Here is a 12406-nt window from a genome sequence, read left to right on the forward strand (position 1 = left end):
TCAGCCGACCTTGATCTCGTCGTAGACGGGGACGCTGAACGGGTTGAGCGCCACGTTGTGCAGCCGGTCGGAGTAGCCGGCGCTGCCGTTCTGGTACCACAGCGGGATGGCGGCCATGTTGTCCCGTACGACGCCCTCGGCCTGCTGGAAGAGGCCGATCGCCCGGGGTCTGTCGGTCTCGGCGTTGGCCCGGTCGACGAGGTGGTCGAACTGCTTGTCGGACCACTTGCCGTCGTTGGAGGAGGCGTCCGTGTAGTACAGCGGTTGCAGGAAGTTCTGGATCAGCGGGTAGTCCATCTGCCAGCCGGCCCGGAAGGGTCCGGTCATCCGGTGCCGGCCGATCTGGTTGCGGAAGTCGGCGAAGGTGCCGACCGGGTTGCCGACGCATGCCCTGTCGTTGCCGAGCGCGTTGTTGATGGAGTTGCACACGGCGTCCACCCACTGCCTGTGCGAGCCCGTGTCCGCGTTGTACGTGATCTTCACCTGGCCGCCGGGGAGCCCGCCGCCCTCCTGGACCAGCTTCCTGGCCCCGGCGGGGTCGTAGTCGCAGGCACGGCCGCACAGGCCCGGCTTGAAGCCGCCGGCCGTGCCGAGGACCGGTGAGGTCCAGTCGGTGGCCGGGGTGCGGGTGTTGCGGAAGATGGTCTCGGTGATCTGCTTGCGGTTGATGGCCATGGACAGGCCGGTGCGGACCTTGCGCGCCCCGCCGGTGTTCCACTTCGGGTCGTAGAACGGGAAGGCGAGGGTCTGCAGGATGCCGGCCGGGCTGTTGATGTAGCGGCCGGCCAGGTCGGTCCGCACGTTCTTGAGCTGGCCGGCGGGGATGTCGTCGACGAGGTCGAGGTTGCCGGCCAGCACGTCGGTGTACGCGGTGTTGCTGTCGGTGTAGACCACCAGGGTCACGCCGTCGTTCCGCGCCTTGTCCGGACCGGGGTAGCCGTCCCACTTCCTGAGGGTCATCTGCGCGCCCCTGGTGTACGACTCGATGGTGTACGGGCCGTTGCCCACCGGCTTGTCCAGCCAGGCGGCGTGGTGGGTGAAGAAGGCGCGGGGCAGCGGGGCGAAGGCGGCGTATCCGAGGGTGTCGGGGAAGGTGGAGAACTTCTGGTCGAGGGTGACGGTGAAGGTGCGCGGGCCGGTGACCCTCAGCCCGGAGAGGGTGTCGGCGCTCTGCTTCCCGCTCTCGGGGTGGACCTTGCCGTAGCCCTCGATGTAGCCGAAGAAGTAGGCGTTCTTCTGGTTGTTCCGCAGGCTCGCGCCGTAGTTCCAGGCGTCGACGAAGGACCTGGCGGTGATTGGTTCACCGTTGCTGAACCGCCAGCCGTTCCTGACGGTGATGGTGAAGTGCCGCGAGTCGGTGGTGTCGATGCGCTCGGCGAGCATGTTCTCGGCCTTGGCGGTCTTCGGGTTGTACCGCTTCAGCCCGCGGAAGATCATGTCGAGCACCTTGCCGCCCTGCACCTCGTTGGTGTTGGACGGCTCCAGCGGGTTCTGCGGGTCGCCCCAGGAGGCGGTCAGCGCCTTGGCGCCGACGCCCGCTCCCCCGCCCCCGCAGGCGGCGAGGACGAGCACGGCCCCCACCGCCCCCGCGGCAGCGCGCGCGACTCCACGCATGGGTGCCTCCTCGGGATGCGATGACCAGAGACATATCAGCACATAAGCCGCATATCACGCGGTCGCCGCACCGGGCACTCCCGCCGGACGGGTGGAAGGGTCCACGGAGGACCGACTACGTCATCGGCGGGGTCCTCGGCATCCTCGGCACGCTCAGGCGAAAGCCGGGTACGGGTCCGTCGCGAGTCGCGCGTGGAGGTGGGTGTCGTCGTACGTGCCCGGCGCGCCCGAGGCGGGCAGAAAACCGCGCAGCACGCCCTCGTACACGAAGCCGCAGCGGTCGGCGACCCGGCAGGAGGCCGTGTTGCCGACGGCGTGCCCCAGATCGATGCGGTGCAGGCCGAGCTGTTCGAAGCCCCAGCGGACGCACAGCTCGACGGCCCGGGTCATCGTGCCGCGGCCGCGCGCCTCGGGCAGGAGCCAGTACCCGACCCCGGCGTGGCCCATGCGGGGCTCTATCTTGTGGAGTTCCACGCTGCCGAGCACCTCTCCGGTGGCCGCGTCGGTGACGCAGTACGGCGCGAACGTGCCCTGTTCGAGAAGCGCGGCGCGTCTGGCGATGAAGGCCAGCGCTCCGGCCTCGTCCATGGGCATGGGCTGGGCGCCGGACCAGCGCCGCGACTCGGCGTCGTTCAGGCCCTTCAGCAGGGCCGGCACGTCGTCCTCGCGCCAGGCCCGCAGGCGCAGGCCGAAGCCGTCGAGTTCCGTGTACGGCAGGGCGTTCGCCGCCGCGGTCTCCGTCATGGGGTGCTCCTTGGGAACAGTAGGGAACCGGTCCGCCCGGCGCTGTGCCCGCCCGGCACGCGGACGTCACCCGGCACGCGGACGTCGCCCGGCGTCACGGGTGCTCGCCGGGCGGTCCGGGATCCGTTCCGTCCGGCGCGGCGTCGGCGTGCTCCCCGGCCGGCTCGGGGCGGGCCACGAGCTCCACTTCGAAGCCGTCCGCGTTCTCCAGGTAGGCGGCGTAGTGCCGGGGGCCGCCGGCGTACGGGTGACGGTCGGCGAACATCAGCGTCCAGCCGTGCCGGGACGCTTCGGTGACCAGGGCGTCGAGCCCGTGCCGGGTGGGCACATGGAACGCCAGGTGGTTGAGGCCGGGGCGGAGCCGGTCGTGCCGGTCCCCGCGGAGGGCCGGGGACCGCTCGATCACGAGGTAGGTGTCACCCGACCGCCAGCTCACCCCCGCCGGCCAGTCCTGGTACGGCGACCAGCCGAGCCGTTCGAGGAGCCAGCCCCAGCAGGCGCGGGCGCGCTCCAGGTCGGCCACCCAGAGCTCGATGTGATGCAGTGTCACCCAGTGGCTCCCCTTCTCCGGCGCTCCGTGACGTTGCCCGCCGCCCAGGAAACGGCCGGCGCATACGGCTGGTTCCCGGCACCGTCCTGCGGTACCGGGAACCAGTCGGGGATCAGGCTCTGTGCCTCAGCGGGTCACGCCGCGCCGACGACGTCCTTCTCCTCGGCGAAGTGGCAGGCCGACTCGTGGGCCGCCGGGGAGTCCGAGCCCTTGAAGCGCTCGGGCACGGCGAGCAGCGGCACCTCCTCGGCGCACTTGTCCTGGGCCTTCCAGCAGCGGGTGCGGAAGCGGCAGCCCGAGGGCGGGTTGGCCGGGGACGGCACGTCGCCGGCCAGGATGATCCGCTCCCGGTGCTCGCGGGCCTCGGGGTCCGGCACCGGAACCGCCGACAGCAGCGCCTGGGTGTAGGGGTGCGTCGGGTGCTCGTAGATCTGCTCGTCGCTGCCGATCTCGGCCATCTTGCCGAGGTACATCACGCCCACGCGGTCCGAGATGTGCCGGACGATCGACAGGTCGTGCGCGATGAAGACGTAGGAGAGGTTGAACTCGTCCTGCAGGCGCTCCATCAGGTTGATGACCTGCGCCTGGACGGACACGTCCAGGGCCGAGACCGGCTCGTCGCAGATGATGACCTCGGGGTTGAGCGCGAGGCCGCGGGCGATGCCGATGCGCTGGCGCTGACCGCCCGAGAACTGGTGCGGATAGCGGTTGATGTACTCCGGGTTGAGGCCGACGACGTCCAGCAGCTCCTGCACCTTGCGGCGCCGGTCGCCCTTGGGGGCCACCTCGGGGTGGATGTCGAAGGGCTCGCCGATGATGTCGCCCACCGTCATACGGGGGTTGAGCGAGGTGTACGGGTCCTGGAACACCATCTGGATGTTGCGGCGCACCGCCTTCAGCGCGCGCCCGGACAGCCGGGTGATGTCCTGGCCCTTGTAGAAGATCTCGCCGGCGGTCGCCTGCTCCAGGTTCATCAGCAGCTTGGCGACGGTGGACTTGCCGCAGCCGGACTCGCCCACGATGCCCAGGGTCTCGCCCTGGTACAGGTCGAAGGAGATGCCGTCGACGGCCTTGACCGCGCCGATCTGCTTCTTGAACAGGATGCCCTGGGTCAGCGGGAAGTGCTTGACCAGGTTGCGGACCTGGAGGATCGGCTCGCCGCGGTCGGCGGGCGCGTCGATCGCCGCGACCGCCTCCTCCTCGGAGGCCGCGTCGACGGTGTCCACCTCGGAGACGTTCGGCGTGGCGTCGTCCTGCGGCTCGTGGTCCTTCGCGAGCTTCGTGGGCTCAGCCATGGATCGTCTCCTTCCAGAAGTGGCATGCGGAGCGACGGCCGGGCAGCTCCGTGCCGTCGCGCTCGGTCACCGGCACCAGCGGCGGTGCGTCGGTGCGGCAGATGTCCTGGGCCATGCCGCAGCGCGGGTTGAACGCGCAGCCCGGCGGGATCGCCTGCAGGTTGGGCGGCAGACCCTTGATCGCGTACAGCTCCTGGCCCTTGTGGTCCAGGCGCGGGATCGAGTCCAGCAGGCCCTTGGTGTACGGGTGCGCGGGGCGCTTGTACAGCTCGTGCACCGGCGCGGTCTCGACGATCCGGCCCGCGTACATCACCGCGATCTTGTCGGCGACGTCCGCGACCACACCCAGGTCGTGGGTGATCAGGATCAGACCCATGTTGTACTCGCGCTGAAGCTCCGCGAGCAGGTCCATCACCTGGGCCTGGACGGTCACGTCGAGAGCCGTGGTCGGCTCGTCGGCGATGATCAGGTCCGGCTCCAGGGCGAGCGCCATGGCGATCATGATGCGCTGGCGCATACCGCCGGAGAACTGGTGCGGGTAGTCGCCGACACGCTGGGCGGCGGCCGGGATGCGCACGCGGTCCATCAGCTCGATGGCCTTGGCCTTGGCGTCCTTCTTGGACATGCCCTGGTGGGCCCGGAACATCTCGCCGAGCTGGTAGCCCACCGACAGCACCGGGTTGAGCGAGGACAGCGCGTCCTGGAAGATCATCGCCATCTTGGCGCCGCGCAGCTTGCGCCGCTCGTTCTCCGGCAGGCGCAGGATGTCCTGGCCCTGGAAGAAGATCTCGCCCTTGGCGATCCGTCCGGGCGGGCTGTCCAGAATGCCCATGATCGCCTGCGCGGTGACGGACTTGCCGGAGCCCGACTCACCGAGCACGGCGAGCGTCTCGCCCGCCCTGACGCTGTAGTTGACGCCGTTGACCGCCTTGGTCACGGTGTCTCGGACCTTGAACTCCACGTGCAGGTCGCGGACTTCGAGAAGCGGCGCGGTCCCGTCCGCCCCAGTGTTGCCGGGTGCCATCTCCAGGCTGGTCATGCCGTCACCTTCATCGTGCTTGGTCACAGGGGTTCGACTCATGGCGGTGCCTCACCGCAGCTTCGGGTCGAGCGCGTCGCGCAGGCCGTTGCCCAGCAGGATGAAGCCCAGCGCGGTGATGACGATGGCGAGGCTCGGGTACGTCCACATGAAGTCCTTGACGCCCATGAAGCCGCGGCCCGCGGCGATCATGTTGCCCCACTCGGCGACCTCGGGGTCGACGCCGACGCCGAGGTACGACAGCGACGCCTCCGCCACGATCGCGATACCGACGTTGCTGGTGCCGTACACCAGCACCGACGTCAGCGAGTTGGGCAGGATGTGCCTGCGGATGATCCGGCCCTGGCTCGCGCCCAGCGCCTTGGCCGCGTGCACGTAGTCCATCTCGCGCACCGAGAGGATCTGGCTGCGCAGCAGGCGGGCGAAGGTCGCCCAGGTGAAGATGCCGAGCGAGAGCACGACGGGCAGCACGCCGCGGCCCATCAGCAGGATGATGACGATGGCGCCGATGAGCAGCGGGAAGGCGAAGAAGATGTCGGCGACGCGCATGATCACCGTGTCGACCCAGCGGCCGTAGTAACCGGCCAGGGAGCCCAGCAGGATGCCGATGGTGAGGGCCACGAGGATCGAGGCGAGACCCACGACGATGGCGATGCGGCTGCCGTAGATGAGCCGGGAGAGCTGGTCGCGGCCGAGGGCGTCGGTGCCCAGCAGGTGATCGCCACCCGGGGACTGCAGCGTGTTCATCAGGTTCTGCTTGAGCGGGTCGTACGGCGCGAGCAGCGGGGCGAAGATCGCGACCAGGATGAGGACGACGATGATCGCCAGGCCCACCACGGCCAGCTTGTTGGCGAAGAAGCGGTGCCGGATGTCGGACCACTGGCTGACCCTGGCGACGCTGGGTTCGGCGTCCGGCCGCGCCGGGGCGGGGCCGGCCGCCGTCGGCTCTCCCGTGCCCGAGACGAGTTCGGTCATTGTGTGACTCCTAGAGGAAAACGACCCTGCGGGTCAGGCAAGGCGGATGCGCGGGTCGAGAGCGGCGTACAGCAGGTCGACGATCAGGTTCAGCACGACGAAGACCGCCACGCTGATCGTCACCACCCCGACGATGATGGGGTTGTTGTTCTGCTGGATCGCCTGGATCAGCGCGAGGCCGATGCCGTTCCAGTTGAAGATCGTCTCCGTGATGATGGCGCCGCCGAGCAGCGAGCCGAAGGAGATTCCCAGGTAGGTGATCACCGGGATGACCGAGTTGCGCATGATGTGCCGGGCGAGCACCGTCCGGCGGGGCAGGCCCTTGGCGATGGCCGTCTTGACGTAGTCGGCGCGCAGTACCTCCAGCATCGTGCTGCGCGCGAGCTGGGCCACGAGGGCCGCGTCGATGATGGCGAGGGTCACGGCGGGAAGGACGATGGCGTCGAGACTGTCGCCGGCGATCAGCGGGAACCAGCCCAGCTCGATGACGAAGACGCGCTGCATGATCATGCCGAGCACGATGGACGGCACACCGATGGCCAGGGTCGTGAGGAAGGTCGCCGACACGTCCCAGACGGAGTATCTGCGCATGGCGGCGAGCACGCCGACCGAGATGCCGATGACGATGTCGATCACGATGGCTGCGACAGCCAGCTTCGCGGTGTTCCCGAGCTTCGGGACCAGGATCTCGGTCACCGGCCGGCTCTGCGTGTAGTCCGTGCCCAGGTCGCCGGTGACGAGCTTGCCGACGTACGTCCCGTACTGGACGACCAGCGGCTTGTCGAGTCCGTACTGCTTGTGCATCTCCGCGATGACGGCCGGGTCCCGCGCCTTGTCGCTGCCGGCGATCTGACCCACCGGGTCGCCGGGGATCACGAACAGGCAGGCGAACAGAATCATCGTCGCGCCGAGCACGACCACGACGAGCTGGCCCAGCCTGCGGACCACGTACCTTCCCATAACTGCCTCTCTACCTTGCTGCCACTTCCTCAGCAGCTCCCTCGCGCCCCGGAATGTGGGGGGGTGGGGTGGGGGCGGGAGAGGTGGATCACACCCCTCCCGACGGTCGGCGGGGGTCGCGGTGTCCGAGCCCCAGCTCGAACCCCACGACCCCCGGTTTCCGGATTCCGCGCCGTGCGCGGCGACCCGTTACTTCAGCTTGATCTCAGCGAGGTTCGGGTCCTCGTGGAAGTCCATCGCCATGTTGTCGAACTTCTTGGTGTTGGCGAGACGCAGCTGGTGACGGTTCCAGAGCGGGATCAGGGCCATGTCGTCCATGGCGACCTTCTCCGCCTCCTTGTAGATCGCGTTGCGGCCGGCCTGGTCCTCGGTGGCGCGGGCCTTGGCGAGCAGGTCGTCGAACTTCTTGTTGCTGTAGCGGCCGCGGTTGTCACCGGTGACCTTGCCGGAGGCGTCCTTGTTGATCGACGCGGTGTCCAGCAGCGGGTACAGGAAGTTGTCCGGCGTCGGGTAGTCCGCGCCCCAGGCGAAGCGGTACAGGCCGGTCGCGTTCGGCTTCTGCTGGTCGCCGAGGAGCTCGGCGAACGGCTTGCCGGTCGCCTTCACCTTGACGCCGAGGACCTCCTCGAGCTGCTGCTTGACGGCCTGGATCCACTCCTCGTGGCCCGCACCGGTGTTGTAGCCGAGCTCGATGGTGGTGCCCGGCTTCAGGCCGCCTTCCTTGGCGAGCTGCTTGGCCTTGGCCTTGTCCTGCGCGACACAGGAGGTGCACAGGTCCTTCTGGTACACGTCCTTGAACGCCGGCGGCAGGATCGTCGTCGACTTGCTCTGCATGTTCTGGAAGACGCCCTTGATGATGGCGTCCCGGTCGATCGCGTAGGAGACGGCCTCGCGCGCCTTCGCGTTCTTCAGCGGACCGTTGTCCGTGATCGGCAGGAGGTAGTTCATACCGTTGGTGTCCTGCTCGAGCCACTCACCCTGCGGGTCGTACTTGGCCTTGGCGGCCGGCAGCTGCGGGGTGGGCATACGGGCCCAGTCGTACTGGCCCGACTCGAAGCCCTGGTACTCCAGCGTCACGCCGTTGTTGGAGTTCAGGATGTCGATCTGCACCTTGTCCAGGTGCGCCTTCGTCAGGCCGTAGTCGTCGTTGCGGACGAGCGTGATCGACTTGTTGTGCTCCCACTTGCCCGACATCTTGAAGGGGCCGTTGCCGATGGGGGCGTCGTTGTACGCCTTGTTCTTGGCGTCGCCCGCGACCTTCGGGACGGGGCTGAAGACCGTGTGGGTGAGCTTGATGTAGAACTCGAAGTCCGGCTCGGACAGCTTCACCTGGAGGGTGTTCGGGTCCGGGGCGCTCAGGCCGGTCATGGTCTTGGCCTTGCCGGACTGCACGTCGCCGAAGCCCTCGATGCCGGCCATGTGGTAGGCCACGTCGGAGGCGGCCGACTTCTGGGCCACGCGGTTCCAGCCGCGGATGAAGGACTCGGCGTCCACGGCCTCGCCGTTGGTGAACTTGGTGTCCTTCTTGATGCCGAAGGTCCAGGTCTTGCCGTCGGAGCTGACCTTCTTCGAGGTGGCCAGCGCCGGAACGACCTGACCGTCGGCGGTCGGCAGGTACAGACCGGTGAAGAGGTTGGTCGTGACGAGGATGCCCTCGGACTCCTGGGCGTTGTAGGGGTCAATGGCCACCGGCTCGGTGATACCCATCCGGAAGGAGCCACCGTCCTTGCCGGAGCCCTTGCCGCTGCCGCCGCTGCTGCTGTCGTCGCCGCCTCCGCAAGCGGTCGCAGCCAGGGCTATGACGATTGCACCAGCGACCCACTTGGCGCTCCTGGCACCACGCATGGGTTCCTCCTCTGAGTCCTATGTTCACCGCAAGGCGGAGCACACGACATCCCGCGGACACGAAGAACGGGGAAGGTCGGATGCACCCGCAACGCTCGTGAGTCGGCGCCTCCTGCAGCGCATGACCCGTCGACCCGAGCTCTACGCGCCTAACTATCTGCCATTGCTCACCGGTGGGACCACTGCCATTTGGTCTCGGTTCGATCACACCTGATGTCTACATCTTCCAAAATCCGGACAAACCGTTTGGCGAAAGATCCCTGCGAAACGGACTTGTTACACAACTATCGGGATCGAGTGTCCGGATAGCGGACAACGTGACGGCAAATCAGTTGCGTCCGCCGGCAAAGTCGTGCTCGCGACACCGCGAGCGGGATGAACCGGGACACACCCACCGAAGGGCAGGCACATTTGCGCCACCCTAGTGCCGCGGAGTCGCTGATGCGATCCCTGAGCGGCCCCCCGGCCGCTCCCTAGGGAAAACCCTCTATCCGCTGGTCCCGTCCGCGAACGCACCGCGGCCGGGGCTCCTTGCGGAACCCCGGCCGCGGCCGGGCGTGGTGCGCCCCGATCAGCGGGCCCGACAGGACCCAGGGGTCAGCAGTACCCCTTCTTCGCCGCGAGCTTCGCGGTCCCGCTCTTCGGCTTCTCGCTGCACTTGACGGCGCCCTCCGCCTGGACGTTCCAGCTGCGCGCCTTGCCGTAGCCGACCTTGGTCCAGTCCGTGCCGTTGCTGTTGCAGGTCTTGGCCTTGTAGTAGCCGGAGGCCTTCTTGACACCGCTGAAGACCACGTAGGTCCCCGGCTTGTTGAAGTTGAAGGTGACCGACTCGCTCGTCTCCTTCGTCTTCTCCCCCGCCTTGGTCAGGGTCCCGGAGACATGGGCATCCATGCTGGAGATGACCCAGCTGGCCGAGTAGCTGGCCCCGCCGGTGATCTCCCGGCCGGAACTGACCGTCCTGCGGTAGGTCGCGGACTTGGTGTAGGTGCCGGTGCCTCCGCTGGGGATGTTGATCTGCTTGGCGTGGGTGATCACCCAGGCGTTGCTCAGGCTGGACCAGGTCGCGGACTTGTAGCCCGGCTCACACACCAGGGGCTTGGCGCTGGCCGAGGTCACCGGACCGAGCACCACGATCGACGCCGCGGCCAGACCCGTGGCCGCCACCGCCGAGACAAACCTCTTGGTCACTGTCTTCTCCCCGTTTCAACTGGCCCGGCCGGCTGGTCCCGGCCGGGCGGCCGCCTCGCCGAATGACGAGGCCGGGTCAAAGTAGACAGTCGTGATCCAAGGGGCACCAGCGACTTGAGGGAAACCTGAGCTTGCGGCCGGTTGCGGCCTTCGCGCCGGTCTGGGACGACGGCGGGGTGATGGAAACCCGTACCATGGGGTGAGGCCGTGGCGTGTCCCGCCCGGCAGGGCCCGCGTAACACCGACGTACGCGCAGGTCGTCCGCACACTTCGGGAGTACGCCTCACTATGGCCACGCGCCACGACATCCGCAACGTCGCCATCGTCGCCCACGTCGACCACGGCAAGACCACCATCGTCGACGCCATGCTGAAGCAGGCCGGCGCCTTCGCCGCGCACCAGCTCGACCAGGTCGACGACCGCATGATGGACTCGAACGACCTGGAGCGTGAGAAGGGCATCACGATCCTCGCCAAGAACACGGCGGTGAAGTACCACCCCAAGGACGGCGGGGAGCCCATCACGATCAACATCATCGACACCCCCGGCCACGCCGACTTCGGCGGTGAGGTCGAGCGCGGCCTGTCGATGGTCGACGGCGTCGTCCTGCTCGTCGACGCCTCCGAGGGCCCGCTGCCGCAGACCCGCTTCGTGCTGCGCAAGGCCCTCCAGGCCCGGCTGCCCGTGATCCTCTGCATCAACAAGACGGACCGGCCCGACGCCCGCATCGACGAGGTCGTCAACGAGGCCTACGACCTGTTCCTGGACCTGGACGCCGACGAGGACCAGATCGAGTTCCCGATCGTCTACGCGTGCGGCCGGGACGGCATCGCCTCGCTGACCAAGCCGGAGGACGGCACGGTCCCCTCCGACTCCAGCAGCCTGGAGCCGTTCTTCTCCACGATCCTCCAGCACATCCCGGCCCCCGTCTACGACGAGGCCGCCCCCCTCCAGGCGCACGTCACCAACCTCGACGCCGACAACTTCCTCGGCCGTATCGCGCTGCTGCGCGTGGAGCAGGGCGAGCTGCGCAAGGGCCAGACGGTCGCGTGGATCAAGCGCGACGGCTCCGTGCAGAACGTGCGGATCTCCGAGCTGATGATGACCGAGGCGCTCACCCGCAAGCCCGCCGAGAAGGCCGGCCCCGGTGACATCTGCGCCGTCGCGGGCATCCCGGACATCATGATCGGCGAGACCCTGGCGGACACCGAGAACCCGGTCGCGCTGCCGCTGATCACGGTCGACGAGCCGGCGATCTCCATGACCATCGGCACCAACACCTCCCCGCTGGTCGGCCGCGGCGGCACCGGCAAGGGCGCCGACGCGAAGGCGGCCGTCAAGGACCGCAAGGTGACCGCCCGCCAGGTCAAGGACCGCCTGGACCGCGAGCTGATCGGCAACGTGTCGCTGCGCGTACTGGAAACCGACCGCCCCGACGCCTGGGAGGTCCAGGGCCGCGGCGAGCTGGCGCTGGCCATCCTGGTCGAGCAGATGCGCCGCGAGGGCTTCGAGCTGACCATCGGCAAGCCGCAGGTGGTCACCAAGGAGGTCGACGGCAAGGTTCACGAGCCGGTCGAGCGCATGACGGTCGACGTGCCCGAGGAGCACATGGGCGCCGTCACGCAGCTCATGGGCGTGCGCAAGGGCCGGATGGACAACATGTCCAACCACGGCTCCGGCTGGGTCCGCATGGAGTTCGTCGTGCCCTCCCGGGGTCTGATCGGCTTCCGCACCGAGTTCCTGACCCAGACCCGCGGCACGGGCATCGGCCACTCCATCCACGAGGGCTTCGAGCCCTGGTTCGGCACGCTGCAGACCCGCAACAACGGCTCCCTGGTCGCCGACCGCTCCGGCGCCGTCACCGCCTTCGCGATGACCAACCTCCAGGAGCGCGGCGTGCTCTTCGTGGATCCGGGCACCGAGGTGTACGAGGGCATGATCGTCGGTGAGAACTCCCGCTCCGACGACATGGACGTCAACATCACCAAGGAGAAGAAGCTCACCAACATGCGGTCGTCGTCGGCCGACTCGTTCGAGGCGATCGTCCCGCCGCGCAAGCTCTCCCTGGAGCAGTCGCTGGAGTTCTGCCGCGACGACGAGTGCGTCGAGGTGACCCCGGAGGCGGTCCGCATCCGCAAGGTCGTCCTCGACCAGCGCGACCGCGCCCGCGCCGCCAGCCGCGCCAAGCACGCCTGA

The 12406-nt window shown here is 68.3% G+C and carries 10 protein-coding genes; 1 reads left to right on the top strand and 9 read right to left on the bottom strand.

All coding sequences use genetic code 11. From position 1 onward, the window contains the following. From TNCT6_RS10105 to TNCT6_RS10145, 9 genes are all read right to left on the bottom strand, one after another. On the bottom strand, positions 1-1614 hold the full coding sequence (locus TNCT6_RS10105) for an ABC transporter substrate-binding protein (protein ID WP_141358731.1): 1614 nt from the start codon (positions 1612-1614) through the stop codon (positions 1-3). Between the two features lie 153 nt (positions 1615-1767). Then, positions 1768-2358, bottom strand: a complete 591-nt coding sequence (locus TNCT6_RS10110; RefSeq protein ID WP_141358733.1) for a GNAT family N-acetyltransferase — start codon at positions 2356-2358, stop codon at positions 1768-1770. Between the two features lie 94 nt (positions 2359-2452). Next, positions 2453-2908, bottom strand: coding sequence for a VOC family protein (locus TNCT6_RS10115; RefSeq protein ID WP_216372774.1), 456 nt, complete (start codon positions 2906-2908; stop codon positions 2453-2455). A 134-nt stretch (positions 2909-3042) separates the two neighbouring features. Next, positions 3043-4203 carry an ABC transporter ATP-binding protein gene (locus tag TNCT6_RS10120; RefSeq protein WP_141358735.1) on the bottom strand — a complete coding sequence of 387 codons (1161 nt, stop codon included), beginning with the start codon at positions 4201-4203 and terminating at the stop codon, positions 3043-3045. Continuing rightward, positions 4196-5242, bottom strand: a complete 1047-nt coding sequence (locus tag TNCT6_RS10125) for an ABC transporter ATP-binding protein (protein ID WP_141358737.1) — start codon at positions 5240-5242, stop codon at positions 4196-4198. The genes TNCT6_RS10120 and TNCT6_RS10125 overlap by 8 nt, the downstream gene beginning before the upstream one ends. Positions 5243-5293: 51 nt before the next feature. Further along, the gene (locus tag TNCT6_RS10130; RefSeq protein WP_141358739.1) at positions 5294-6217 is read right to left on the bottom strand and encodes an ABC transporter permease; all 924 of its coding nucleotides are present in this window, start codon (positions 6215-6217) and stop codon (positions 5294-5296) included. A gap of 33 nt (positions 6218-6250) precedes the next feature. Beyond that, positions 6251-7177 (bottom strand): ABC transporter permease, encoded by a 927-nt coding sequence (locus tag TNCT6_RS10135; protein ID WP_253266065.1) that lies wholly within the window; start codon positions 7175-7177, stop codon positions 6251-6253. A 189-nt stretch (positions 7178-7366) separates the two neighbouring features. Then, on the bottom strand, positions 7367-9022 hold the full coding sequence (locus TNCT6_RS10140) for an ABC transporter substrate-binding protein (RefSeq protein WP_141358743.1): 1656 nt from the start codon (positions 9020-9022) through the stop codon (positions 7367-7369). A gap of 597 nt (positions 9023-9619) precedes the next feature. Then, complete coding sequence (locus TNCT6_RS10145) at positions 9620-10210, bottom strand: hypothetical protein (RefSeq protein ID WP_141358745.1); 591 nt, start codon at positions 10208-10210, stop codon at positions 9620-9622. Positions 10211-10498: 288 nt separating this feature from the next. Here TNCT6_RS10145 and typA point away from each other — a divergent pair, with 288 nt between their 5' ends. After that, entirely contained in the window at positions 10499-12406 is a 1908-nt protein-coding gene (typA, locus tag TNCT6_RS10150) for a translational GTPase TypA (RefSeq protein ID WP_141358747.1), read from the top strand.

Source organism: Streptomyces sp. 6-11-2, from assembly GCF_006540305.1.
Taxonomy (GTDB): domain Bacteria; phylum Actinomycetota; class Actinomycetes; order Streptomycetales; family Streptomycetaceae; genus Streptomyces.

Coding starts and splice junctions, on each gene's coding strand:
- TNCT6_RS10120 (WP_141358735.1), bottom strand. CDS start 4,203: ATGGCTGAGCCCACGAAGCTCGCGAAGGACCACGAGCCGCAGGACGAC.
- TNCT6_RS10105 (WP_141358731.1), bottom strand. CDS start 1,614: ATGCGTGGAGTCGCGCGCGCTGCCGCGGGGGCGGTGGGGGCCGTGCTC.
- TNCT6_RS10110 (WP_141358733.1), bottom strand. CDS start 2,358: ATGACGGAGACCGCGGCGGCGAACGCCCTGCCGTACACGGAACTCGAC.
- TNCT6_RS10125 (WP_141358737.1), bottom strand. CDS start 5,242: ATGACCAGCCTGGAGATGGCACCCGGCAACACTGGGGCGGACGGGACC.
- typA (WP_141358747.1), top strand. CDS start 10,499: ATGGCCACGCGCCACGACATCCGCAACGTCGCCATCGTCGCCCACGTC.
- TNCT6_RS10130 (WP_141358739.1), bottom strand. CDS start 6,217: ATGACCGAACTCGTCTCGGGCACGGGAGAGCCGACGGCGGCCGGCCCC.
- TNCT6_RS10135 (WP_253266065.1), bottom strand. CDS start 7,177: ATGGGAAGGTACGTGGTCCGCAGGCTGGGCCAGCTCGTCGTGGTCGTG.
- TNCT6_RS10140 (WP_141358743.1), bottom strand. CDS start 9,022: ATGCGTGGTGCCAGGAGCGCCAAGTGGGTCGCTGGTGCAATCGTCATA.